Below are 24404 nucleotides of genomic sequence, written 5' to 3' on the forward strand. Positions count from 1 at the left end.
CTGTGTAAAGCCCTATGCCCTTCTTCCCGCTATCCCAGTTCTTGCGCCGCCTCTGGGCGCTGGACACCTTTCCGTATAGCCTGCGCATCTTCATCGCACTAAGCACCACCATGGCCGTGGGTTGGGAACTGGACGAGATGGCGCTGGTGATGCCCATTTTTCTGGGCACCATCGCTTCGGCCCTGGCCGAGACCGACGACAACTGGCGCGGCCGCCTGCACGCCCTGCTGGTCACCCTGCTGTGCTTCACGCTTGCAGCCTTTACCGTGCAGTACCTGTTCCCGCACCCCTGGCTGTTCCCATGCGCGCTGGTGCTGGCCACCTTCTGCCTGACCATGCTGGGCGCCATCAGCCCGCGCTACCAGGCGATTGCCTATGGCACGCTGATTTTGTCGATCTACACCACCATCGGCATGGACCAGCGCGGCGGCTCGGCCAGTGCGTTCTGGCTGGAACCCATGCTGCTGGTGGGCGGCGCAGCCTGGTACGGACTGCTGTCGGTACTGTGGTGCGCCTGCTTTCCACACCAGCCGGTGCAGCAAAACCTGGCACAGCTGTACCGCGTGCTGGGCGACTATCTGCGGCTGAAGGCCTCGCTGTTCGAGCCCGTGCGCGGCATCAACCAGGAGGTCAAACGCCTGGCCCTGGCGCAACGCAATGGCACGGTGGTCAACGCGCTGAATACGGCCAAGGAAAGCATTCTGAACCGCCTGGAGGCTGCGCCCAGCCGGCCGCTACAGCACTATCTGCGGCTGTATTTCATCGCCCAGGAGGTGCACGAACGCGCCAGCTCATCGCACTCGCCGTACAGCGAGCTGACCGACACTTTCTTCCACAGCGACGTACTTTTCCGCTGCCAGCGCCTGTTGACGCTGCAGGGCAATAGCTGCAACCGCCTGGCCCGGGCCATCCTGCTGCGCCAGCCCGTGCGCGAAGACTCTGCGGGCAGCCAGGCCCTGCAGGATCTGCAAGACTCCCTGACGCATCTGGAAGGCCACCAACTGGCGTACACCGCCGCCTGGCAACGCCTGCTGGCGCCCCTGCGCGCACTGGCGAAAAACCTGGGCACGCTGCAAGCCCGGCTGGCCCGCGCCAGCCAGCCTGAAGACAACGCCGAGCCGCAGGACGATAGCCTGCTGGACCGCTCGCCCCAGTCGCTGCGCGAAGCCGTGGACCGCGTACGCCTGCAGCTCACGCCCTCCGCCCCACTGTTCCGCCACGCGCTGCGCCTGAGCATTGCCTTGGCCGTGGGCTACGGCCTGCTGCACTGGGTGCATGCCCGGCAGGGCTACTGGATTCTGCTGACCACGGTGTTCGTCTGCCAGCAAAGCTTTGGCGCTACCCGCAAGCGCATGGCGCAGCGCATCACCGGCACCCTGCTGGGCCTGGTGGCGGGCTGGGCGCTGTTCCGGCTGTTCCCCAGCCTGTTGCTGCAGTCCATGTTCGCAGTGGCGGCTGGCGTGGTGTTCTTCAGCACGCGTACCCGGCGCTATATGCTGGCCACGGCCGCCATGACGCTGCTGGTGCTGCTGAGCTTCAACCAGCTCGGCGACGGCTACCAGCTGATCGTGCCGCGCATGGTGGACACTCTGCTGGGTAGCCTGATTGCCGGGTTGGCGGTGTTTCTGGTCTTGCCCGATTGGCAGGGCCGGCGCATGCACGTGGTGGCCGCCCGCACGCTCAGCACCTGCCACGCCTATCTGCGCGAAATCATGGCCCAGTACCAGACCGGCAAGCGCGACGACCTGGCCTACCGCCTGGCCCGGCGCAACGCGCACAACGCCGATGCGGCGCTGTCCACAGCCCTGTCAAATCTGTTCCAGGAGCCAGGCTTTCTGCAGGGCCGGGGCGATAGCGGGCTGCGCTTTCTGCTGCTGTCGCACACGCTGCTGAACTACCTGTCAGCCTTGGGTGCGCACCGCGAAACCCTGGCCGAAGCCACCGGCGACACGCCCACTGCGCAGGCGGCCGACCACGCGCAGCGCGTGCTGGAGCAACTGGCCAGCAGCCTGGCCAATAGCCAACGGCAGGCGCCAGCGGACGTATCCGAGCCAGCCTTGCTGGAAATGCTGCAGCGCACACCCGATGACGCGCCGCCAGCCCAACGTGTTGTGCACACCCAGCTGGCACTGATTTACCAGCTGCTGCCCCAGCTACGCGTGCAGGCTGAGCAGCTGCTGCAACTGGATGGCAAGACGGCCGTGTAACGGCTTTGTTCTCTTTATGCATTAAACACATAACATGCATAGAACCTGGCGTTAGACAAAGCAACTCGGCGGTTCTAAGCTCGCGGCTTCAACGTCCATCAAGGAATTTCATGTTGCAAGTACCGTCCACCACGGCGCCGACCGTGCACTCGCTGCCCTCTTACCTGAACGCCGACCATCTGGGCCCGTGGGGCATCTTTCTCAAGCAGGTTGACAGGGTGGAGCCCTATCTGGGCAACCTGGCGCGCTGGGTTGAAACCCTGAAGCGCCCCAAGCGTATTCTGGTAGTAGATGTGCCGATCCATATGGACGACGGCACGGTGCGCCATTTTGAAGGCTACCGCGTGCAGCACAACACCTCGCGCGGCCCAGGCAAGGGCGGCGTGCGCTTCCACCAGGACGTGACCTTGTCCGAAGTGATGGCACTGTCGGCCTGGATGTCGATCAAGAACGCGGCCGTGAACGTGCCCTACGGCGGCGCCAAGGGCGGCATCCGCGTAGACCCCAAGACCCTGTCTCGCGGCGAGCTGGAGCGCATGACACGCCGCTACACCAGCGAGATCGGCATCATCATCGGCCCGAACAAGGATATTCCCGCGCCGGACGTAAACACCAACGAGCAGATCATGGCCTGGATGATGGATACCTATTCCATGAACCAGGGCTCCACTGCAACGGGCGTGGTAACCGGCAAGCCGGTGGACTTGGGTGGCTCACTGGGCCGACGTGAAGCCACGGGCCGTGGCGTGTTTACCGTAGGCGTAGAAGCGGCCAAGCACATCGGCTTGGAGGTATCCACCGCGCGCGTAGCCGTGCAGGGCTTTGGTAACGTGGGTGGCGTGGCGGGCAAACTGTTTGCCGAAGCCGGTGCCCGTGTGGTCGCCGTGCAAGACCATGGCGGCACCATCTACCGCGAAGCCGGCCTGGACGTGCCTAACCTGCTCAAGTATGTGCAAGCCACCGGCAGCGTAGGCGGCTTTGAAGGCGCGGAAGTCATCAGCAATGACAAGTTCTGGGAAGTGCCTTGCGACATCTTGATCCCGGCCGCACTGGAGCAGCAAATCACGGCCGCCAATGCCGGCCGCATCCAGGCCCGCCTGGTGATCGAGGGCGCCAACGGCCCGACCACCCCGGAAGCGGACGACATCCTGCATGAACGCAACATTTTGGTGCTGCCCGACGTGATCGCCAACGCCGGCGGCGTGACAGTGAGCTACTTCGAATGGGTGCAGGATTTCTCCAGCTTCTTCTGGGACGAAGACGAAATCAACGCCCGCCTGGTGCGCATCATGAAGGAGGCGTTCTCTGCCGTATGGCAAGTGGCGCAAGACAACAAGGTCAGCTTGCGTACCGCCACCTTCATCGTGGCATGCAAACGCATTCTGCACACCCGCGAATTGCGCGGCCTGTACCCCTGATGACGGAGCGGGGGCCAACGGCCCCTGCCACGGGTATTACTGCAAACGGCCTTTGAAGCCGGCAGGGATGGGCAAGGGCAATACGTCAATGCCCTCGTCCAACAATGCCTCTGTTTCCTCTGGGGTGGCCTGGCCAAGAATGTTGCGAGCCTCGCTCTCACCGTAGTGCATTTTGCGGGCTTCTTCGGCAAACTGGGCGCCTACATCTTCCGTGCTGTCCAGCACGTGACGCAGCAGCTTCATCCAGGCGACTTGGGGCTCGGAGGCCGCCGGAACAGACACATCGGTGCCCGCAGCCTTTGCTGGCTCGGCTTGCTCAGCCGTCAGAGCTTGGGTTGCGCCCAGATTCAAACGAGGCGCACTCAGCATCTTCGTTATGTGGGTGTCGCCGCACATAGGGCACTCCACGAGGCCACGCGCAAGTTGGCTCTGGAATTCGTCCTCTGAGCCAAACCAGCCTTCAAAGCTGTGTCGATGCGCGCACTGAAGATCCAGAACCTTCATACGAACTCAGCCAGCAGCCACCAACGCATCGGCAGTCTGCCAGTCCAAAGACCATGCACCCGATGCAACATTCTGCAGCCACAGCGCAGCGGTCAGCGTTTTGCCGTCTGTGACCAGACCATCGCGGCACCATTGCAAGAGCTCAGGCAAGCTCGCCGTGAAAACATCGAGAAACTCGCCCGCGTCCAGCTTGCGCTCACCAAGGCTCAGCCCGCGCGCAAACCAGATGTCAATGAACTCGGTGGAATAGGCAATTACCGGGTGTAACTGACCTGCATGGGCCCACTCAGTAGCCGTGTAGCCGGTTTCTTCCAATAGCTCGCGCTGGGCACAGTTGAACGTGGATTCGCCTGCGTCCAGCTTGCCCGCCGGAAACTCCACCATCACCCGGTGCAAGGGATAACGGTACTGGCGCTCCAACACCAACCGCCCATCATCCAGCATGGGGATCACCATCACAGCGCCCGGGTGCTTCACATATTCACGCGTTGCGTTGCTGCCATCCGGCAGCCGAACCGTATCGCGGAAAGCGTGCAAAAAACGCCCGCGCAGCAACTCCTCACTGTCGGTCTTGTGCTCGATCAAATGCTGGTCGTTGGATGGCATAAGGGGGGGGCGGCAGAAAAGGAGAAGAACAAGTACGCGCTACGGCAGGCAACAAGCCGTCATAACAGTGTGGCTCAGCGACTGTGTTTGAGCAGGTAGCGGTAGACAAATCCCGGAAATGCCAGGGTCAAAAATAGCGTACCAGTGATGGCGTAGAACTCCCAGCCCTGGGGAGCAACTTGTCCGGAATGGTTCTCCAAAAACAAGCCCAACCCGCCCACCAGCACATAGAGAAGGAATAGCTCGCCTAGGCGAACACCTAATGATTTACCCTGGGGCGCGGAGATAAAACCAAACAACCGTTGGCTCACAAAAGGCAAGTTGGCCGCACACAGTGCGGCCAACAATACCAGCCAAACAGATACCGTTTGGGTCAATTCAATATCCAACCAGCATAGGAAGCGTCCAAGCTACTTAGGTGCCCAGTGTCAACACGATGGAGCGTGCGCACAAAGCCATCAAACCGCCGGGAGCTAGGCCAAGCAACAGAACCAACGCACCATTCAGAGTCAGTACAGCACGTACGTCCAGCGGCGCGGATACCGTGCTGGCGGTAATGGGTGCATCAAAGTACATCACCTTCACCACGCGCAAGTAGTAGAACGCACCAATCAAAGACATGATCACAGCAAAAATAGCCAAAGCGATATAGCCGGTGTAGCCAGAAGCGATAAGGGCTTGCAGCACCGACAGCTTGGCGTAGAAGCCGACCATAGGCGGAATACCAGCCATAGAGAACAGGCAGATGGCCATCACGGCGGCATACAGAGGGCTACGCTCGTTCAAGCCGGCCAAATCAGAGATCTCTTCGCTTTCAAAGCCTTCGCGGGCCAGCAACAAGATCACACCGAAGCCAGCCAAGGTGGTCAACACGTAGCTCACTACATAGAACATCGACGAGCTGTAGGCATTCGCAGCAGACAAGGTGTCGCCATTCACCACGCCGGACAACAAACCCAGCAATACAAAGCCCATTTGGGAGATGGTGGAATACGCCAACATCCGCTTCAAATTAGTCTGGGCCACAGCAGCCAAGTTACCCACCAGCAGAGAGCCAATAGACAACACCACCAGCATCTGCTGCCAATCAATAGCCAAAGGCAGCATGCCCTCTACCAACAAACGGATCACGATACCGAAAGCAGCCAATTTGGGCGCACCGCCGACCATCAAGGTCACAGCCGTAGGCGCCCCCTGGTAAACGTCTGGAATCCACATGTGGAAAGGCACAACACCTAGCTTGAATGCCAGACCGGCCACCACAAACACCAGACCAAACACCAGCACCTGGTGCTTGACTTGCCCGGAAGCAATCACCTTAAATGCCTGGCCCACTTCCAATGTTCCTGTAGCGCCATACATCATGGACAAGCCGTACAGTAAGAAGCCAGATGCCAGCGCGCCCAGCACAAAGTACTTCATGGCGGCTTCGCTAGCCGTTGCGTTGTCGCGGCGCAAGGCCACCAGCGCATAACTGGACAAGGTCAACAGCTCCAGGCCCATATAAATGACCAAGAAGTTATTGCCGGAAATCATCACCGACATGCCCAACAGCGCAAACAGACTCAGGGTGAACATTTCGCCACCACGCAGCATGTCGCGGTCCGCAGCATAAGGACGACCGTACACCAAGGTCACCATGACGGCCACCGTCGCAAAGCACTTCAGCCAATTCCCCATGGGGTCGCTGACCACCATATTGCCAAAACCGTAGAGCGTGGTATTGCCGCTAGCGTAAGAACCCTGCAGGAACGCAACGAATGCCAGCGTGGCCATCGTCAAGATATAGGTTCCGGTTCTCCGGGGGCTTTTTACACCCAGGTCTACCAAAGCAATAACGCAGGTCATCGCCAACAAAATTATCTCTGGATAAACCGTAATCCAACTGATTGTGTCAATCATCTTATCGTTCTCAATTCAGTGGTGCTTACAACTTGGAAATCGCAACATGCTTGATCAAATCCGCAACCGAAGCGTCCATCACATCGGTAAACGGCTTGGGATAAAGACCCATGGCGAGAACAGCAATCGCCAACAGAGCCAACATCAAAAACTCGCGGGCATTGATATCCGTAAGCTCCTTGACATCGTCATTGGCCACGGGCCCCAAGTACACCCGCTTAAACATCCACAAGGTATATGCAGCACCAAAAATCAGTGCGGTAGCTGCACCAAAACCTATCCAGAAATTGAACTTGATAGCACCCAAAATCACCATCCATTCGCCAACAAAGCCTGCCGTGCCCGGTAAACCGCAATTGGCCATCGCAAACAACAATGCAAACGCAGCAAACTTGGGCATGGTGTTGATCACACCGCCATAGCTGGCGATTTCACGAGAATGCACGCGGTCGTATAGCACGCCAATGGATAAGAACATTGCAGCAGACACGAAACCGTGCGCAATCATCTGCACCAAAGCGCCAGAAATACCCAAGTCATTAAATATGAAGAAACCCAAAGTCACAAAACCCATGTGGGCAACGGACGAATAAGCAACAAGCTTCTTCATGTCCTGCTGCACCATCGCTACCAAGCCCACGTAAATGACGGCGACCAAGGACAAAGCAATCAGCAACCAAGCCCATTCATGGGCCGCATCCGGAGCAATCGGAAGCGAAAACCGCAAGAACCCGTAAGCACCCAACTTCAACATGATTGCAGCCAGGACGGCAGAACCGCCGGTAGGAGCTTCCACGTGCACATCCGGCAACCAGGTATGCACCGGCCACATAGGAACCTTGACAGCAAATGCTGCGAGAAAAGCAAAGAACAACAGGGTCTGCGTATGGCTATCCAGAGGCAGCTGGTGCCACGTAGCGATGTCGAAGCTGCCGCCAGATTTGACGTACAAGAAAATCAACGCCACGAGCATCAGCAACGAGCCAAGCAAGGTGTAGAGGAAAAACTTGAAGGCGGCATATATCTTGTTGGGACCACCCCAGATGCCAATGATCAAGTACATCGGAATCAGAGTAGCTTCAAAAAAGACGTAGAACAAAATCCCGTCGAGAGCACAAAACACGCCGATCATCAATCCGCTAAGGATCATGAAGGCGCCCATGTACTGGTTGACGCGTCGGGTAATAACTTCCCATCCGGCGATAACCACAACCACGTTGATAAACGCAGTCAAGATAACAAACCAAACCGAAATACCATCTACGCCCAGGTGATAGAAGACGTTAAAACGCTCAATCCAGCTTGCCTTCTCTACGAACTGCATCGCCGAAGTACCAAGTTGAAAACCTTGGTAGATAGGCAATGTCACTAGAAAACTCAACAAGGCCCCAATCAGTGCAATCCAGCGCACCGCCCTAGCATGCTCATCACGCCCCAAGGCCAACAGTACAACGCCAAAGAATATAGGTATCCAAATAGCTAGGCTCAACAGTCCCATTTTTCTTTTCCCTTATTTGACGAGCCGGACCAAAGCCATAAACTGATCGTGCCAGACGAAATATGTCATCAGTACAAACACACCGGCAATCATGGCAAAGGCATAGTGGTAAATAAAACCAGTTTGTACCCAACGTACCAACCCGGATACCCAGCCCACAATTTTCCAGGAACCATTGACAACAGCCCCATCGATGATCACGCGGTCACCAACCTTCCACAGCAATGAGCCTAACAAACGTGCACCACGAGCCAATACGTTTTCATTAAACCAATCCAGGTAGTACTTGTTTTCAAGCAATGTATAAACTGGCTGGCAAGCACGCTTGATAGCTGCAGGCACAGCAGGGTTCACCATATACATGTAATAAGCGACTACCACACCAGACAATGCCAATATGAAAGGCAAGGAAGTCAGCGCGTGCACGGCCATGGCCATAGGACCATGGAAACCTTTGGCCAACTCCTCCATGGCGGAATGACGCTCCGCGTCCACAAAAATTGCGCCTTTGAAGAAATCGCCGAACAACATCGGATCAATCGTCATCCATCCCAAAATAACCGAGGGAATTGCCAGCAGGACCAAGGGCAGAGTCACAACCCAAGGAGATTCATGGGGCGTATGCACCTCATGGTGACCGTGGTGGTCAGCGTGATCATCATGGTGTCCATGATGTGCATCTGGGTTTTGGTCAAAACGTTCTTTACCGTGGAAGACCAGGAAGTAGAGACGGAAAGAATAAAACGCAGTCACAAACACTCCGGCCAACACAGCAAACGAAGCGAAACCTGCTGCGGGCAAATGGCTCTCTTGCACAGCTTCAATGATGCTGTCCTTGGAGTAGAAGCCGGAAAATAATGGTGTTCCGATTAGAGCCAAGGAGCCCAGCAAAGAGGTAATCCAGGTAATTGGCATGTAACGACGCAGGCCACCCATCCAGCGAATATCCTGATTGTGGTGAACCCCCATGATGACCGAGCCAGCCGCCAAAAACAGCAGCGCTTTGAAGAAAGCATGGGTCATCAAATGGAAGACGGCAACAGAATAAGCCGAAGCGCCCAGGGCGACAGTCATATAGCCAAGCTGGGACAACGTTGAATAGGCAACAACTCGTTTGATGTCGTTCTGAATGATGCCAAGGAACCCCATAAACAGAGCTGTGATAGCGCCAATCACCATGATGAAGTTCAGCGCGGTATCGCTCAACTCGAACAATGGAGACATACGAGCAACCATGAAAATACCAGCCGTAACCATGGTCGCCGCATGAATGAGCGCGGAAATCGGGGTCGGGCCTTCCATCGAGTCCGGCAACCAAACATGCAAAGGAAACTGAGCAGACTTACCCATTGCACCAATAAACAAGCAAATGCAGATGACGGTAACCAGCATCCACTCGGTACCAGGGAACACTAACTTACTCAACTCCTCAGCCTTCCCAAAAGCCTCGGCATAATTCAAAGTACCTGCGTAAGCAGCAATCAAACCAATGCCGAGGATGAAGCCGAAGTCACCAACACGATTCACCAAAAATGCCTTCATATTGGCAAAAATAGCGGTCGGCCGGTTGAACCAGAAACCAATCAACAAATAGGACACCAAGCCCACAGCTTCCCAGCCAAAGAAGAGCTGAAGCATGTTATTGCTCATCACCAACATCAACATAGAGAACGTGAACAATGAGATGTAGGCAAAAAACCGGTTGTAGCCCTCATCCTCCTCCATGTACCCGATGGTATAAATGTGGACCATGAGAGACACAAAAGTCACGACACACATCATCATGGCCGTCAACCCATCGACGAGAAACCCGACCTCCATGCGTAACCCACCAACCACCATCCATGTGTAGAGGGTTTCACTAAACCGGGCTCCATCCAGAATAACGCTTTTGAGCGTCATAGCCGACAAGATGAAGGCCACAAATACACCCAAAATCGTCAGACTATGGCTAGTGCGGCGACCAATTAAATTACCACCAAATGCGGTACCAAAAACACCTGCCAGAAGTGCTCCAGCGAGTGGGGCCAGCGGAACTGCAAGAAGAGTAGAAGCGGTAAGGGTTTGAGTCATTTCTTATTAACCCTTGAGCGCATTGAGTTCATCCACATTGATATTGGACTTGTTACGGAAAAGAAGCACCAGAATAGCCAGACCAATAGCCGATTCAGCAGCAGCCACCGTCAGGATAAAAAACACAAATATCTGCCCACGCATATCATTCAGATAGTACGAAAAAGCCACGAAGTTCATGTTGACAGCCAAAAGCATTAGCTCAATTGCCATCAACAAAACGATAAGGTTCTTTCGATTTAGAAAGATGCCGATAACCGACAGGGCGAACAAAATTGCTCCGAGCGACAAGAAGTGGCCTAGCGTTAACGTCATAATTTTTTCTCCACGCCAGCAACAACGGCCGCCGCCGCCTCGACTTGAATAGGCTGCGTCACCTTCATCTTGATAATTTCTACGCGATCACGCGCCTTCACTCGAACCTGATCAGATGGGCTAGCATGCTTACTATCCTTGCGCTGGCGCAAGGTCAGTGCAATAGCAGCCACTATCGCCACCAGCAAAATAACCGCAGCTATTTCTAAGGGATATAAGTACTCGGTATATAACAGCTTCCCCAACTCTTTGGTGTTAGAAAACTGAGGTAATGCAGGCACTAGCGCAGCAGAATTGCGAGTCTCCTCCGTTAAACGGAATCCCCCCATCAGCACCGCAGCCATCTCCAACGCAATCAAAGCGCCAATAGCCGCGGCAAATGGAAAATGTTTCCAAAACCCTTGACGCATGGAATCGATATTGATGTCCAACATCATCACGACAAACAGAAACAGCACCATCACAGCGCCGACATACACCAACACCAAGGCTATGGCTAGAAACTCAGCTTTGAGCAAAATCCAAATCGCCGCAGCCTGGAAAAATGCCAATACGAGGTAAAGCGCCGCGTACACAGGGTTACGCGACGTAATGACGCGAAACCCAGCGAACAACAGCACCGCCGAGAAAAAGTAGAAAAGGCCGGTCTTAACGTCCATGGATCGATTCTTGTTTTATAGGATCAAAAGGATTGCGATCAGTGGATATCAACGGTATTTAGCATCGGCAGCACGGGCGGCTGCGATTTCTTTCTCATACCGATCACCAACAGCCAGCAACATATCTTTGGTGAAATACAGATCACCACGCTTCTCACCGTGATACTCAAAAACATGGGTTTCAACGATTGAATCCACAGGGCAGCTCTCTTCACAAAAGCCACAAAAAATGCACTTGGTCAAGTCAATGTCATAACGACTGGTACGGCGCGAGCCATCAGCTCGTACATCCGACTCAATCGTGATAGCCATTGCGGGACACACTGCCTCACACAACTTGCAGGCGATGCAACGCTCTTCACCATTTTCATAACGGCGCAGGGCATGCAGCCCGCGAAAGCGTGGCGATATCGGCGTCTTTTCCTCTGGAAATTGCACCGTGATCTTGCGCCTAAACGCATGCTTTCCCGTAAGGGCCAAACCTTTAAAAAGCTCCACCAGCATAAAACTGGACAGGAAATCTTTCAGTGAAAAGGCAGGAGCAGCCAATGTAGAAGACATGAATGACTCTCTTTACTTCCAGATATTTAACGGCGTTTGCATCCATGCACCCACCACAACCAACCAAACCAAAGTAATTGGTATAAAAATCTTCCAACCCAAGCGCATGATTTGGTCATATCGGAACCGAGGGAAGCTGGCGCGGACCCATAGGAACATGGTGACAACCGCAAATGTCTTCAGACCCAACCAAATCCAGCCAGGAATAAGATTAAACAAAACCCCATCGACTGGAGATAGCCAACCACCCAAAAACATGATGACGGTCAGAATAGAAACCAGCCACATGTTGGCGTATTCAGCCAAGAAAAACATGGCAAAGCTCATCCCAGAATACTCCACCATATGACCAGCAACAATTTCGGACTCGCCCTCCACCACGTCGAAAGGGTGTCGATTAGTCTCCGCCAAACCAGAAATAAAATAGACAACAAATACCGGCAACAAAGGCAACCAATTCCAGGAGAGGAATGTCAGACCCTTATCTGCAAACATACCCTTAGCCTGCCCCAACACAATGTCGGTCATGTTCAAGCTGCCAGACACCATCAACACAATAACGAAACAGAAACCCATGGCAATCTCATAGCTCACCATCTGCGCTGAAGCACGCAGGGCACCTAAAAACGCGTACTTGGAATTGGATGCCCAGCCAGCAATAATGACGCCGTACACCTCCAGCGACGTAATTGCCATCAAAAATAGTAAGCCTGCATTGATATTGGAGAGAGCAACTTCAGGCCCAAATGGAATCACCGCCCACGCAGCCAATGCAGGCATGATGGTCATGATTGGCCCCAGGAAAAACAGGCCCTTATTCGCTACCGTAGGAAGAATGATTTCCTTGGTCAGCAGCTTCAGCGCATCTGCTATCGGCTGCAGCAAGCCCAAAGGACCAACGCGATTGGGGCCAATACGAATTTGGGTCCAACCAATTGCCTTACGTTCCCACAAAGTCAAGTAAGCCACGCAACCCATAAGAGGCAGCAATACTACGACGATTTTGATAAGCGTCCAAATGACAGGCCACACACCAGCTGTCCACCAACTCGCGCCAATAAGGCCCAGACCAAAACTGAATATCGAATCGATCATGCCGCTACCTCATTCACACTGGAAGCGCGACGAGCATCCATCGTGAGCTGCAACGATGTAGCGCGACGCACAATACCGTCCAATTGATAGAGGCTTGCGACGGTTGGAATAGCTACATTTGCAGAGCTCACATCAACGTTCGCCTGGGTTTTATTGCTTAGCATATCTGCAGAAACAATGGTCACCCCATGCAAACCAGTTGTAGCCAATACATCCTGAGACGACTCGAAATCAAAACCAGGTACCTTTAATAAGTTCGCCAATACACGCAAAACCTTCCATCCTGGACGGGTCTCGGCCAAAGGACGCACTACGGCGTGGAAACCTTGAACTCGCCCCTCGGCATTCACGAAAGTACCTGCTGTCTCAGAGAACGGGGCAATCGGCAGGAGCACATCGCTGAACGCCAGATTGGCCTTGAAAGGACTGAGTGTTACCACCATTTCAGATCTAGCGAATGCCGAGGCAGCATTGGCATTGGCATTGGCAGCAGAATCAAATTCCGGCTCCGTGTTCAAAAGCAGAACTGCTTTTAAAGCACCATCAAGCATGGCCTTGGCATTCAATCCACCTTGACCGGGAAGAGCATTAACCAATTGCGCGCCCACCGTATTGGCTGCTTCTGTCAAATAACCAACTGAGCCCCCCGTCTGATCGGCAATCCAATTCGCCAGAGAGAGAAGACTGGATGCCTTGGCGTGATGTGCTGCGGCATTACCCAGCAAAACAGCTTTTCTATCACCACCCAGCAGAGACTTGGCTATAGCAACCGCGACAACAGTTGCCTCACCGTTCGCGGGCGCAGCAACACCCTTTTCCGCTGCGATAGCAACCGCCACATCAGCCAATGCCTGGACCCATTGCGCAACAGGCACGAGCGCAGAATTAGCCAAAGGCATGGCCCACGCATCGGGCTGAGCCAACTCAACATCAGAATTGATAGCACTCACCGCACAACCCTTACGTGCTGCCTGGCGAATACGTTGTGCGAATAGAGGGTGATCTTTGCGCAAATTCGACCCTACTACCAGCACACGCTGCAACTGACTCAAACTTGCAATCGACATGCCCAAATAACGCACGCCTTCTTTTTGAGCGAACTCGGAGTTACGCATGCGGTAGTCGATATTCTCACTACCCAAACCACGTACCAACGCACTAGCAAGAACCAATTCTTCCAAAGTACTGTGCGGGCTCACCAATGCGCCGATCGATTCTGCGCCGTGCTGCTCCTTGATCTGTTGAAGACCATTGGCTACATACTCGAGAGCGGTTTGCCAGTCTACCGACTTCCACGCCCCTCCTTGCTTCAGCATGGGGGTAGTGAGCCGCTCGGCACTGTTCAAAGCCTCATAAGAAAAACGATCGCGATCCGCAATCCAGCATTCGTTGACCTCTTCGTTTTCCAGCGGAACAACACGCATTACCTTATTGTTTTTGACTTGCACAACGAGATTTGCGCCGGTGGAGTCATGTGGACTCACAGACTTGCGGCGCGACAACTCCCAGGTACGAGCGCTATACCGGAAAGGCTTGCTAGTCAAAGCACCGACAGGACAAATATCGATCATATTGCCCGACAACTCTGAATCCACGGTCTCGCCCAGCACTGTCGTAATCTCGGAGTGTTCACCCCGATGGATCATTCCCAGCTCCATCACACCTGCGACTTCTTGGCCAAAACGCACGCAACGTGTGCAATGTATGCAGCGGCTCATCTCCTCCATGGAGATCAAAGGGCCCACATCCTTGTGGAAAACAACGCGCTTTTCTTCCTCATAGCGTGAGGAAGAGCCTCCATAACCCACGGCCAAATCTTGCAACTGGCATTCACCACCTTGATCGCAAATCGGGCAATCCAAAGGATGGTTAATTAGCAGAAACTCCATCACAGATTGCTGGGCCTTAATTGCCTTCTCGCTTTTCGTGCGGACAATCATGCCTTGGGTGACTGGCGTAGCACATGCAGGCATAGGCTTAGGTGCCTTTTCTACATCTACCAAGCACATACGGCAGTTGGCCGCAATGCTTAACTTCTTGTGGTAACAAAAATGCGGGATGTAGGTCCCCGCCTTTTCAGCAGCATGCATAACCATACTGCCTTCGACAATTTCCACCTTTTTGCCGTCGAGCTCGATTTCTACCATTTACTTTCCCTTGATCAGGCGTGCGCCGCAGCCTGTGGATTCTTGTTTTGGATCAACGCCTCGAACTCTGGGCGGAAATGCTTAATCATGGCCCGCACAGGCATGGCAGCAGCATCACCTAACGCACAGATGGTGCGACCTTGGATGTTATCGGCCACAGAGTTCAGCAAGTCCAGATCGGTCGCCTTGCCCTCTCCTCGCCATATGCGGTCAATCACACGCCACATCCATCCCGTACCTTCCCGGCATGGAGTGCACTGGCCGCAGGACTCATGCGAATAGAAGTAAGACAAGCGCAGTAGACTTTCCACCATGCTGCGAGAGTCGTCCATCACAATCACGGCACCAGAGCCTAGCATCGAACCCGCTTTAGCAATGGAGTCATAGTCCATGGTGCACTGCATGATGATGTCTGCAGGCAAAACAGGCGCTGACGATCCACCAGGAATTACAGCTTTGAGCGTGCGGCCTTTGCGCACACCACCAGCCAGTTCCAACAACTTGGAAAAAGGCGTCCCCATAGGAATTTCGTAATTGCCAGGACGCTCTACGTCACCGCTTACCGAGTAAATCTTGGTGCCGCCATTATTGGGCTTGCCACACTCCAGATAGGCTTGACCGCCGTTGCGGATAATCCAAGGAACCGCCGCGAACGTCTCCGTATTATTGATGGTCGTAGGCTTTCCGTACAACCCAAAGCTTGCAGGGAATGGCGGCTTGAAGCGTGGCTGTCCCTTCTTGCCCTCCAAGGACTCCAGCAACGCGGTTTCTTCTCCGCAGATATAGGCACCAAAGCCATGGGAAGCATGCAGTTGGAAAGAGTAGTTGCTTCCCAAAATATCGTTACCGAGCAGCCCCGCACTACGCGCCTCTTCAAGCGCCTCTTCGAAGCGCTCGTAAGTCCCGAAAATTTCACCGTGGATATAGTTGTACCCAACAGAGATACCCATGGCATAAGCAGCAATCGCCATACCTTCGATCACGATATGCGGGTTGTATTGCATGATGTCGCGGTCTTTACACGTCCCAGGCTCACCCTCGTCTGAGTTGCACACTAGGTACTTCTGCCCCGGGAATTGACGGGGCATAAAGCTCCACTTCAAGCCCGTAGGAAAACCTGCACCGCCACGGCCACGTAACGCAGACTCTTTGACGGTCGCGATGACCTGATCCTGGGTCAGACCTTCACCGCCGTCTTTTCCCAAAATCTTACGCAATGCCTGGTATCCACCGCGGGCTTCGTAGTCTTTCAGACGCCAATTGCTGCCATCCAGATTTGCAAAAATCTGGGGACTAATATGCCGATCATGGAAACAGGTTTGAACACCCGTGGCCTTGAACTGAGAAAGGATTTTTTCAGCAGACATTACTTCGCCTCCGCAGGCAGTGCATTCGATGCACGTAAACCATCCACCAACTGATCCAACTTCTCATTGCTCATAAAACTGCACATGGTGCGGTCGTTCACCAACATCACTGGAGAATCTGCACATGCGCCCAGACATTCACTTTGCTGCAGAGTAAACAAGCCATCAGCCGTTGTTTCATTCATGGCAATACCCAACTTGTGCTCCAGATGCTTCAATGCCATGGCACCGCCTCGCAACTGGCAGGGCAAATTGGTGCACACATTGAGCTTGAAGCGGCCTATGGGCGCTTGGTTGTACATGTTGTAGAAGGTAGTCACTTCATGCACGGCAATCTGCGGCATATCCAGATAGTCCGCCACCACCTTCTCGCTTTCAGCGCTTACATAGCCAAGCTCTTGCTGAACAATAGAAAGACAAGCCATCACAGCGGATTGCTTTTGATCGGACGGAAACTTGGCCACTTCACGGGCGAAACGGGATTTTGTTGCTTCAGAAATCATGTTTGCATCACCTGTCAATTTCGCCGAACACAATGTCCATCGTGCCGATCACAGCAACAGCATCGGCAATCATGTGTCCGCGCGACAACTCATCCATTGCAGCCAAATGGGCAAAACCAGGCGCACGGATCTTCAGCCGATAAGGCTTATTGGCACCATCGCTAACCAAGTAAATACCAAACTCACCCTTGGGGTGCTCCACGGCGGCATATGCTTCGCCCATCGGTACGTGGAAACCTTCTGTGAAAAGCTTGAAATGGTGGATCAACTCCTCCATATTCGCCTTCATCGACTCACGTGCGGGCGCAGCAACTTTGTGGTTATCAGTAATAACCGGACCAGGATTCACTCGCAGCCAATCTACACATTGCTTGATGATCCGGTTTGATTCGCGCATTTCTTGGACACGAACCAGGTAGCGGTCATAGCAGTCTCCCGTCTTGCCGACAGGAATATCAAACTCAACCTTGTCATACGCATCGTAAGGTTGCTTTTTACGCAAGTCCCATGCAACACCCGAGCCTCTCAGCATTGCACCCGAAAAACCGAGATTCAAAGCACGCTCGGGAGTTACAACCGCAATGCCCACGGTGCGCTGCTTCCAAATACGATTTTCCGTCAGCAAGGTTTCGTATTCATCAACACACTTGGGAAATCTGGCGCAAAAATCGTCAATGAAATCGAGCAGGCTACCCTGTCGATTTTCATTCAGCTTTGCCATGGTTTTCGCATTTTTAATGCGACTGGCCTTGTATTGCGGCATGGTGTCCGGCAAATCACGGTACACACCGCCTGGACGGAAGTAAGCAGCATGCATACGCGCGCCGCTCACAGCCTCATACATATCAAACAGGTCTTCACGCTCGCGGAAGCAATAGATCAGGACGTTCATCGCGCCGCAGTCCAGGCCGTGCGCACCCAGCCACAACAGATGGTTCAGCAAACGGGTGATCTCCGCAAACATCACACGGATATATTGCGCGCGCAGGGGCACATCAATACCCATCATCTTTTCGATAGCAAGGCAGTAAGCCTGCTCATTCGCCATCATTGACACATAGTCAAGACGATCCATGTAAGGAAGAGATTGGATAAAGGTCTTGGATTCGGCCAACTTTTCGGTGGCACGGTGCAACAAACCAATATGGGGGTCTGCACGCTGTATGACTTCGCCGTCCAACTCCAGCACCAAACGCAAAACACCGTGCGCGGCAGGATGTTGGGGCCCAAAATTGAGCGTGTAATTCTTGATTTCAGCCATGAGCTATCCTGCGCTTAATGCAAGCCACCGTAATTGTCTTCTCGGATGATGCGCGGTGTGATTTCGCGCGGCTCGATAGAAACCGTTTGATAGACAACACGTTTCTGCTCCGGGTCGTAGCGCATTTCGACATGCCCCGAAGTTGGAAAATCTTTACGGAAAGGGTGACCGATAAAGCCATAGTCCGTAAGAATCCGACGTAAATCGTTATGACCTTCAAAGAGAATGCCAAAAAGATCAAATGCTTCACGCTCAAACCAGTTTGCTGAATTCCAGATAGCATCCACAGAATCCACGATAGGGAAATCATCGTCAGCGCAAAACACCTTCAGTCGCAAACGCTGGTTCAGACTAACAGACAGAAGTTGCAAAACAACCCCATAACGTGGTCCGTCATACTCGCCGTCACGGAAAGAGGAGTAATCCAATCCACACAGGTCCATCAGTTGTTCAAACTTGCAACCTGGCGCATCGCGCAACAGCAATGCAACAGCCGCATAGTCCGCCGGCGCCACAACCACCTCAACCTCACCCAATGCAATAGAAATCTGGCGAGCCCGGTCGCCGAGCACATTGACAACAATTTCTTTAAGCGCCTCGGGCTGAACAGCGTATGCAGTCATCTCAAGCCCTCGCAATCGTGTTGGTGCGTCGGATTTTTTGCTGCAACTGGATCACACCGTACAACAAAGCCTCAGCAGTAGGGGGGCAACCAGGAACGTAGACGTCCACAGGCACAATGCGATCACAACCACGGACAACCGAGTAGCTGTAGTGGTAGTAGCCGCCGCCATTCGCACACGAGCCCATAGAAAGCACCCAGCGAGGTTCCGGCATCTGGTCATAGACCTTGCGCAGAGCAGGTGCCATCTTGTTGCACAACGTACCAGCAACAATCATCAAATCGCTTTGACGCGGACTGGGGCGGAACAACATACCAAAACGATCAATGTCGTAGCGCGCCGCACCAGCATGCATCATCTCAACAGCACAACAGGCCAAACCAAAAGTCATAGGCCACAAAGAGCCCGTCTTAGCCCAATTCACCACCGAGTCATAAGACGTGGTGACGAACCCTTCTTTCATGACACCTTCAATCATCTTATTACTCCCAATCCAGGGCGCCTTTTTTCCACTCGTAGACAAAGCCAACGACCAGAATGCCCAGAAAAATTATGACGGCCCAAAAACCAACCACACCAACTTCCTTCAGCGCTACCGCCCAGGGAAACAGAAAGGCAATTTCCAAATCGAACAGTATGAAAAGAATGGCCACGAGGTAGTAACGCACGTCAAACTTCATGCGCGCATCTTCAAAGGCTTCGAAGCCGCATTCGTAAGGGGAGTTCTTGGCCTCATCAGGACGATTGGGCCCAAAGATATGACCGAGCACCTGGGGCGCTACACCGACCCCTACTCCGACCAAGATGAACAAAAGGACTGGGAGGTATTGGTCGAGGTTCATCTTGAAATTTCTATACCGCTAAAACCTGTCAAACCCATAAGGCTTGACAGGCCTTTTTTTGTTGGTGCCGTCGGCGAGACTCGAACTCGCACAGCTTTCGCCACTACCCCCTCAAGATAGCGTGTCTACCAATTTCACCACGACGGCGGTTTCTCTGTACCAATGGCATGAGGAGCCTTGCGGCTTATGGCTTTCAGTACAGCAATAGAGTTTACCCGAAACGCCCCCTATTTCAGGGCGCGCTCGGTAAATTCAACGCAGATTATTTCGTCGGAATCTGACCGGCACCGGAGCTCGGCACGACAGCCACGGCTGGCTCATTTTTCGCTCCTGCGGCAACACTAGAAGCAGCCATGTCAGGCGCCGCGGCACCAGCAGTAGGCCGATCCAAAACACTACCCGAACTCACGGGACGCGCACCATTGAAATATGCCAGAGCCAAGGTACACACAAAGAACACTGCAGCCAAAATACCCGTGGTCCGGGACAGAAAATTGGCGCTCCCGCTAGCACCAAAGAGGCTACCAGAACTGCCGCTACCAAATGCCGCTCCCATGTCCGCGCCCTTGCCGTGCTGAACCAAGATCAAGCCGATCATGCCAACAGCCGCCAACATCTGCACCGCCAACAAAAGGGTCAATAAAAAATTCATGTGGAACTCCTAAATCTAAGCTATTAATATTGATTGACTATTGAGCAGCTGCAACGATAGCCAGGAAATCGGCAACTTTGAGCGAGGCGCCACCCACCAATCCACCATCGATATCCACCTGGGACAGCAAATTCGCGGCGTTGGCAGCATTCATGCTGCCACCATACAGAATGGGAATAAGATCGGCATGGCTACTGGCCGCCCGGAGCTGGGCGCGCAACAAGGCATGCACTTGCTGCGCCTGTTCTGGCGTAGCGGTCTTGCCGGTACCGATAGCCCACACAGGCTCATAGGCCAACACGATTTCACTGATGCAATGGCCATTGGCATGGATCACTGCCGCAAGTTGGCGCCTCACAACTTCTTCGGTTTTACCCGCTTCGCGCTCCGCCAAGGTCTCGCCCACGCAAACAATAGGGGTGACGCCATTGGCCAATGCAGATTGGGCTTTTGCCGCAACCACCTCGTCGGTTTCACCATGGTATTGACGGCGCTCCGAGTGACCAACGATCGCGTAACGCACACCGAACTCCTTGAGCATGTTGGGAGACAGCTCGCCGGTATAGGCCCCTGACGCATACCGCGAAACATCTTGCGCTCCCAAAAGAATAGCGCTAGATGCAAGCAAAGCCTGCGCCTGAGACCAATATGGCGCAGGAATGCAAACTACAACTCCACAAGCAGCAGAAGCCACACCTGCAGTCAATCCATCCAACAATGCCTGGTTGGCGGCCAGGCTACCGTTCATTTTCCAGTTACCAACAATCAGTTTTTTCTTCATAAAACTACCAAGTCAAAATGATTTTCCCTACATGCTGGTTCGATTCCATCAAGGCATGCGCCTGAGTCGCACCAGTCCATCCGGCATCGTCGCCAGCAGCCGCAAAAACTTTATGAATCACCGGCTTGATCGCCCTGGTCTCCAACAGTGGCCACACCCGACTCTTCAACGCGACTGCAATTTCCGCCTTGAAGGCCACGGAACGGGGACGCAAGGTCGAACCGGTAATGGTCAAACGCCTACGCAATACCAGCCCTGCATTCAACTCACTCTTAACACCACCCTGGACAGCAATAATGACCAAACGGCCGTCCTCGGCCAAGCATTGGATTTCGCGCGCCACATACCCCCCAGCAACCATGTCCAGAATCACATCCACGCCAGCACCGCCGAATATCCTTCGGATCTCCTCTACGAAATCATGGGTCTTGTAGTTGATCGCATGGTCGGCCCCCAGCGCCAGACAAGCAGCGCATTTTTCAGCACTCCCCGCCGTCACAACAACCGTGGCACCCATGGCCTTGGCCAACTGGATGGCGGTAACACCAATACCACTGCTACCGCCCTGCACCAGCAAGACCTCGCCTTTTTGCAAACGCGCCCGGTCGAAAACATTGCTCCAAACGGTGAAAAACGTTTCGGGCAATGAGGCCGCTTCAGCATCAGTCCATCCGGCAGGAATCGGCAGACACTGGGCAATGGGCGCTACGCACATCTCCGCATAGCCACCACCAGCAACCAACGCACAAACGCGATCACCGACTGCAAAGCCAGCCTCCGCCATAGCCAAGGCATCACCCGCCTCCACGACACCAGCAACCTCCAGACCCGGGATATCCGAAGCACCTTCCGGCACCGGGTAATGGCCTGTACGCTGCAATACATCTGGTCGATTGACGCCGCTGGCGGCCACACGAATCAGCAACTCGCCCGCCTTGGGGACGGGCACAGGCCGATCCACCAGACGCAAAACGTCTGGCAAACCATAGGCTTGGATCTCGATAGCTTTCATCACGGAGTGAAGACAGGGAATACCCCACTTCTGGCAGGCGGCCGCATTGAAATGCGGCCACCAAACACCAGATCAGTGCTGGGCTTCTGGGTTATAGGCAGCAGGTGCCGGACGGTCCAGCAAAGCCTTCATGGACAGCTTGATACGGCCCTTTTCGTCCGTTTCCATAACCTTGACCTTGATGATTTGGCCTTCGGTCAGATAGTCGGACACCTTTTCCACGCGCTCGTGGGCGATCTGGCTGATGTGCAGCAAACCGTCCTTGCCAGGCAGCAAATTGACCAGCGCACCGAAGTCCAGGATCTTGGTGATCGGGCCTTCATAAACCTTGCCAATTTCGACTTCGGCGGTGATCTGCTCAATGCGACGCTTGGCCTCTTCGGCCTTGGCTGGATCACTGGAAGCGATGGTGATGGTGCCGTCTTCTTCAATGTTGATCTGGGTGCCGGTTTCTTCAGTCAGCGCACGAATCACCGCACCGCCCTTGCCGATCACGTCACGGATTTTTTCCGGATTGATCTTCATGGTGAACAGGCGCGGCGCGAAGGTAGACACCTCGGTCTTGGCTTCGGACATGGCGTCCATCATCTTGCCCAGGATGTGCAGACGGGCTTCCTTGGCTTGCGCCAGCGCGACCTGCATGATTTCCTTGGTGATGCCTTGGATCTTGATGTCCATCTGCAGCGCGGTGATGCCGTTGGTGGTACCAGCGACCTTGAAGTCCATATCGCCCAAGTGATCTTCATCACCCAGAATGTCGGTCAGCACTGCGAAACGGTTGCCATCCTTGATCAGGCCCATGGCGATACCAGCCACATGGGCCTTCATCGGCACGCCGGCGTCCATCAGCGACAAGCATCCGCCGCAGACCGATGCCATCGACGAGGAGCCATTGGATTCGGTGATTTCCGACACCACGCGCATGGTGTAGGGGAAGTCTTCCTTGTTTGGCAGCACGGCAACCAGTGCGCGCTTGGCCAAGCGGCCATGGCCAATTTCGCGGCGCTTTGGCGTACCCACACGACCGGTTTCGCCGGTGGCGAACGGAGGCATGTTGTAGTGCAGCATGAAGCGGTCTTCGTATTCGCCAGCCAAAGCATCGATACGCTGTGCATCACGCTCGGTGCCCAAGGTGGTCACGACCAAAGCCTGGGTTTCACCACGGGTGAACAGAGCCGAGCCATGGGTGCGTGGCAGCACGCTGTTACGGATTTCAATGGCACGCACAGTACGCGTGTCGCGGCCGTCGATACGCGGTTCGCCGGCCAGAATCTGGCTGCGCACGATCTTGGCTTCGATGTCGAACAGCATACCTTCAACGGCCACTGCGTCGAATTCAACGCCTTCAGCCTTCAAGCCCTTGTTCACCCAGGAATAAACTTCGCGGCAGGCGTGGGTACGGGCTTGCTTGTTGCGGATTTGATAAGCCGCAGCCAGCTTCTCTTGAGCCAGTGCCTCCACCTTGGAGATCAGCACTTCATCCTTGGCTGGAGCCTTCCAGTCCCACACCGGCTTGCCAGCGTCACGCACCAGTTCGTGGATAGCGTTAATGGCAATATTGCCTTGCTCATGGCCAAACACCACGGCGCCCAGCATGATTTCTTCGCTGAGTTGCATGGCCTCGGATTCCACCATCAACACAGCTGCTTCGGTACCCGCCACGACCAGATCCATGATGGAGTCTTTACGGGCCGTCTGACCCGGGTTCAGCACGTATTCGCCATTGACATAACCCACGCGGGCTGCACCAATCGGGCCGCTAAATGGCACACCGCTGACGGACAAGGCCGCGCTGGTAGCGATCAAAGCAGCAATATCGGCATCCACCTCAGGATTCAGCGACAAGGTGTGCACGACCACATGCACTTCGTTGAAGAAACCTTCAGGGAACAGCGGGCGGATCGGACGGTCAATCAGGCGGCTGGTCAGGGTTTCGAATTCACTGGGGCGGCCTTCGCGCTTGAAGAAGCTACCGGGGATCTTGCCAGCAGCGTAGGTCTTTTCCAGGTAATCCACCGTCAGCGGGAAGAAGTCTTGGCCAGCCTTGCCTTCGGTTTTAGCGACCACCGTGGCCAGCACCACAGTGCCGTCCATATCCAGCAGAACGGCGCCGCTGGATTGGCGAGCGATTTCGCCGGTTTCCATGGTGACGGTATGGCTGCCCCATTGGAAGGTCTTAGTTACTTTTTTGAACATGGTCATCTTTGGTCTCCTAAAAGAAAAACAGAACCCGAGAGGGTCTATCCTTGGATCGCGGCCTTTTGCAAGGCCGGCTTGTGACAACAACCCAACCCGGGTTGGATAGGCCAGAGAACCTCAGCTATACGATGCCATTCCATAACAACCAGCTAGATGGCTTTTATGGAATGACACAGCGC

The 24404-nt window shown here is 54.4% G+C and carries 23 protein-coding genes and 1 tRNA gene; 2 read left to right on the forward strand and 22 right to left on the reverse strand.

Features of this window, described 5'->3' with window-relative positions; all coding sequences use genetic code 11:
• Nucleotides 1–14 precede the first annotated feature (14 nt).
• Nucleotides 15–2207 (forward strand): YccS family putative transporter, encoded by a 2193-nt coding sequence (gene yccS / locus AC4BBN_RS01450; RefSeq protein WP_490590177.1) that lies wholly within the window; start codon nt 15–17, stop codon nt 2205–2207.
• A 110-nt stretch (nt 2208–2317) separates the two neighbouring features.
• Nucleotides 2318–3625 carry a Glu/Leu/Phe/Val family dehydrogenase gene (locus tag AC4BBN_RS01455; protein ID WP_490590178.1) on the forward strand — a complete coding sequence of 436 codons (1308 nt, stop codon included), beginning with the start codon at nt 2318–2320 and terminating at the stop codon, nt 3623–3625.
• A gap of 36 nt (nt 3626–3661) precedes the next feature.
• Here the strand turns inward: AC4BBN_RS01455 and AC4BBN_RS01460 are convergent, their stop codons facing one another.
• The 22 genes from AC4BBN_RS01460 to pnp form a co-directional block, all read right to left on the reverse strand.
• A complete protein-coding gene (locus AC4BBN_RS01460) occupies nt 3662–4129 on the reverse strand; it encodes a DUF1178 family protein (protein WP_490590179.1) in 468 nt (155 codons plus the stop codon).
• 6 nt (nt 4130–4135) lie between these two features.
• Nucleotides 4136–4735, reverse strand: coding sequence for an NUDIX domain-containing protein (locus tag AC4BBN_RS01465; protein WP_490590180.1), 600 nt, complete (start codon nt 4733–4735; stop codon nt 4136–4138).
• 74 nt (nt 4736–4809) lie between these two features.
• Nucleotides 4810–5112 carry a DUF2818 family protein gene (locus AC4BBN_RS01470; protein ID WP_490590181.1) on the reverse strand — a complete coding sequence of 101 codons (303 nt, stop codon included), beginning with the start codon at nt 5110–5112 and terminating at the stop codon, nt 4810–4812.
• Between the two features lie 37 nt (nt 5113–5149).
• Nucleotides 5150–6637, reverse strand: a complete 1488-nt coding sequence (gene nuoN, locus AC4BBN_RS01475) for an NADH-quinone oxidoreductase subunit NuoN (protein WP_490590182.1) — start codon at nt 6635–6637, stop codon at nt 5150–5152.
• A 25-nt stretch (nt 6638–6662) separates the two neighbouring features.
• Nucleotides 6663–8135 (reverse strand): NADH-quinone oxidoreductase subunit M, encoded by a 1473-nt coding sequence (locus AC4BBN_RS01480; protein ID WP_490590183.1) that lies wholly within the window; start codon nt 8133–8135, stop codon nt 6663–6665.
• Between the two features lie 12 nt (nt 8136–8147).
• Nucleotides 8148–10208, reverse strand: a complete 2061-nt coding sequence (nuoL, locus tag AC4BBN_RS01485; RefSeq protein WP_490590184.1) for an NADH-quinone oxidoreductase subunit L — start codon at nt 10206–10208, stop codon at nt 8148–8150.
• Between the two features lie 6 nt (nt 10209–10214).
• Complete coding sequence (gene nuoK, locus AC4BBN_RS01490) at nt 10215–10523, reverse strand: NADH-quinone oxidoreductase subunit NuoK (protein ID WP_490590185.1); 309 nt, start codon at nt 10521–10523, stop codon at nt 10215–10217.
• Entirely contained in the window at nt 10520–11182 is a 663-nt protein-coding gene (locus tag AC4BBN_RS01495) for an NADH-quinone oxidoreductase subunit J (protein ID WP_490590186.1), read from the reverse strand. Before AC4BBN_RS01495 ends, nuoK begins: the two co-directional genes overlap by 4 nt.
• Before the next feature lie 48 nt (nt 11183–11230).
• Nucleotides 11231–11743 carry an NADH-quinone oxidoreductase subunit NuoI gene (gene nuoI, locus AC4BBN_RS01500; RefSeq protein WP_490590187.1) on the reverse strand — a complete coding sequence of 171 codons (513 nt, stop codon included), beginning with the start codon at nt 11741–11743 and terminating at the stop codon, nt 11231–11233.
• Nucleotides 11744–11755: 12 nt separating this feature from the next.
• Nucleotides 11756–12838, reverse strand: coding sequence for an NADH-quinone oxidoreductase subunit NuoH (nuoH, locus tag AC4BBN_RS01505; protein WP_490590188.1), 1083 nt, complete (start codon nt 12836–12838; stop codon nt 11756–11758).
• Nucleotides 12835–14985 carry an NADH-quinone oxidoreductase subunit NuoG gene (nuoG, locus tag AC4BBN_RS01510; RefSeq protein WP_490590189.1) on the reverse strand — a complete coding sequence of 717 codons (2151 nt, stop codon included), beginning with the start codon at nt 14983–14985 and terminating at the stop codon, nt 12835–12837. The genes nuoH and nuoG overlap by 4 nt, the downstream gene beginning before the upstream one ends.
• 14 nt (nt 14986–14999) lie before the next feature.
• Nucleotides 15000–16352, reverse strand: coding sequence for an NADH-quinone oxidoreductase subunit NuoF (nuoF, locus tag AC4BBN_RS01515; RefSeq protein WP_490590190.1), 1353 nt, complete (start codon nt 16350–16352; stop codon nt 15000–15002).
• Nucleotides 16352–16855 carry an NADH-quinone oxidoreductase subunit NuoE gene (gene nuoE, locus AC4BBN_RS01520; protein ID WP_490590191.1) on the reverse strand — a complete coding sequence of 168 codons (504 nt, stop codon included), beginning with the start codon at nt 16853–16855 and terminating at the stop codon, nt 16352–16354. The genes nuoF and nuoE overlap by 1 nt, the downstream gene beginning before the upstream one ends.
• A 7-nt stretch (nt 16856–16862) precedes the next feature.
• Nucleotides 16863–18116 (reverse strand): NADH-quinone oxidoreductase subunit D, encoded by a 1254-nt coding sequence (locus tag AC4BBN_RS01525; RefSeq protein ID WP_490590192.1) that lies wholly within the window; start codon nt 18114–18116, stop codon nt 16863–16865.
• A gap of 14 nt (nt 18117–18130) precedes the next feature.
• Nucleotides 18131–18739: an NADH-quinone oxidoreductase subunit C gene (locus AC4BBN_RS01530; protein WP_490590193.1), complete on the reverse strand. Its 609-nt coding sequence runs from the start codon at nt 18737–18739 to the stop codon at nt 18131–18133.
• A 1-nt stretch (nt 18740) separates the two neighbouring features.
• A complete protein-coding gene (locus AC4BBN_RS01535; protein WP_092758824.1) occupies nt 18741–19217 on the reverse strand; it encodes a NuoB/complex I 20 kDa subunit family protein in 477 nt (158 codons plus the stop codon).
• A 4-nt stretch (nt 19218–19221) separates the two neighbouring features.
• Complete coding sequence (locus AC4BBN_RS01540) at nt 19222–19581, reverse strand: NADH-quinone oxidoreductase subunit A (RefSeq protein WP_490590194.1); 360 nt, start codon at nt 19579–19581, stop codon at nt 19222–19224.
• Between the two features lie 62 nt (nt 19582–19643).
• Nucleotides 19644–19728, reverse strand: a tRNA-Leu gene (locus AC4BBN_RS01545).
• A 115-nt stretch (nt 19729–19843) separates the two neighbouring features.
• The gene (gene secG / locus AC4BBN_RS01550) at nt 19844–20233 is read right to left on the reverse strand and encodes a preprotein translocase subunit SecG (RefSeq protein WP_490590195.1); all 390 of its coding nucleotides are present in this window, start codon (nt 20231–20233) and stop codon (nt 19844–19846) included.
• A 37-nt stretch (nt 20234–20270) separates the two neighbouring features.
• On the reverse strand, nt 20271–21014 hold the full coding sequence (gene tpiA / locus AC4BBN_RS01555; protein ID WP_490590196.1) for a triose-phosphate isomerase: 744 nt from the start codon (nt 21012–21014) through the stop codon (nt 20271–20273).
• A 4-nt stretch (nt 21015–21018) separates the two neighbouring features.
• Complete coding sequence (locus AC4BBN_RS01560) at nt 21019–22026, reverse strand: NAD(P)H-quinone oxidoreductase (protein WP_490591366.1); 1008 nt, start codon at nt 22024–22026, stop codon at nt 21019–21021.
• A gap of 72 nt (nt 22027–22098) precedes the next feature.
• The gene (gene pnp, locus AC4BBN_RS01565; RefSeq protein WP_490590197.1) at nt 22099–24228 is read right to left on the reverse strand and encodes a polyribonucleotide nucleotidyltransferase; all 2130 of its coding nucleotides are present in this window, start codon (nt 24226–24228) and stop codon (nt 22099–22101) included.
• Nucleotides 24229–24404 lie beyond the last annotated feature (176 nt).

The sequence above is a fragment of the Rhodoferax sp. SPJ21 genome, from assembly GCF_058216335.1.

What these genes read in the sequence shown, in the direction of transcription:
- AC4BBN_RS01525 (WP_490590192.1), bottom strand. Translation starts at nt 18,116, where the DNA reads ATGGCTGAAATCAAGAATTACACGCTCAATTTTGGGCCCCAACATCCT.
- nuoG (WP_490590189.1), bottom strand. Translation starts at nt 14,985, where the DNA reads ATGGTAGAAATCGAGCTCGACGGCAAAAAGGTGGAAATTGTCGAAGGC.
- nuoH (WP_490590188.1), bottom strand. Translation starts at nt 12,838, where the DNA reads ATGATCGATTCGATATTCAGTTTTGGTCTGGGCCTTATTGGCGCGAGT.
- tpiA (WP_490590196.1), bottom strand. Translation starts at nt 21,014, where the DNA reads ATGAAGAAAAAACTGATTGTTGGTAACTGGAAAATGAACGGTAGCCTG.
- nuoI (WP_490590187.1), bottom strand. Translation starts at nt 11,743, where the DNA reads ATGTCTTCTACATTGGCTGCTCCTGCCTTTTCACTGAAAGATTTCCTG.
- yccS (WP_490590177.1), top strand. Translation starts at nt 15, where the DNA reads ATGCCCTTCTTCCCGCTATCCCAGTTCTTGCGCCGCCTCTGGGCGCTG.
- AC4BBN_RS01495 (WP_490590186.1), bottom strand. Translation starts at nt 11,182, where the DNA reads ATGGACGTTAAGACCGGCCTTTTCTACTTTTTCTCGGCGGTGCTGTTG.
- AC4BBN_RS01460 (WP_490590179.1), bottom strand. Translation starts at nt 4,129, where the DNA reads ATGAAGGTTCTGGATCTTCAGTGCGCGCATCGACACAGCTTTGAAGGC.
- nuoL (WP_490590184.1), bottom strand. Translation starts at nt 10,208, where the DNA reads ATGACTCAAACCCTTACCGCTTCTACTCTTCTTGCAGTTCCGCTGGCC.
- pnp (WP_490590197.1), bottom strand. Translation starts at nt 24,228, where the DNA reads ATGACCATGTTCAAAAAAGTAACTAAGACCTTCCAATGGGGCAGCCAT.
- AC4BBN_RS01530 (WP_490590193.1), bottom strand. Translation starts at nt 18,739, where the DNA reads ATGACTGCATACGCTGTTCAGCCCGAGGCGCTTAAAGAAATTGTTGTC.
- AC4BBN_RS01480 (WP_490590183.1), bottom strand. Translation starts at nt 8,135, where the DNA reads ATGGGACTGTTGAGCCTAGCTATTTGGATACCTATATTCTTTGGCGTT.
- nuoN (WP_490590182.1), bottom strand. Translation starts at nt 6,637, where the DNA reads ATGATTGACACAATCAGTTGGATTACGGTTTATCCAGAGATAATTTTG.
- AC4BBN_RS01540 (WP_490590194.1), bottom strand. Translation starts at nt 19,581, where the DNA reads ATGAACCTCGACCAATACCTCCCAGTCCTTTTGTTCATCTTGGTCGGA.
- nuoF (WP_490590190.1), bottom strand. Translation starts at nt 16,352, where the DNA reads ATGTCTGCTGAAAAAATCCTTTCTCAGTTCAAGGCCACGGGTGTTCAA.
- secG (WP_490590195.1), bottom strand. Translation starts at nt 20,233, where the DNA reads ATGAATTTTTTATTGACCCTTTTGTTGGCGGTGCAGATGTTGGCGGCT.
- AC4BBN_RS01465 (WP_490590180.1), bottom strand. Translation starts at nt 4,735, where the DNA reads ATGCCATCCAACGACCAGCATTTGATCGAGCACAAGACCGACAGTGAG.
- AC4BBN_RS01535 (WP_092758824.1), bottom strand. Translation starts at nt 19,217, where the DNA reads ATGATTGAAGGTGTCATGAAAGAAGGGTTCGTCACCACGTCTTATGAC.
- nuoE (WP_490590191.1), bottom strand. Translation starts at nt 16,855, where the DNA reads ATGATTTCTGAAGCAACAAAATCCCGTTTCGCCCGTGAAGTGGCCAAG.
- AC4BBN_RS01455 (WP_490590178.1), top strand. Translation starts at nt 2,318, where the DNA reads ATGTTGCAAGTACCGTCCACCACGGCGCCGACCGTGCACTCGCTGCCC.
- nuoK (WP_490590185.1), bottom strand. Translation starts at nt 10,523, where the DNA reads ATGACGTTAACGCTAGGCCACTTCTTGTCGCTCGGAGCAATTTTGTTC.
- AC4BBN_RS01560 (WP_490591366.1), bottom strand. Translation starts at nt 22,026, where the DNA reads ATGAAAGCTATCGAGATCCAAGCCTATGGTTTGCCAGACGTTTTGCGT.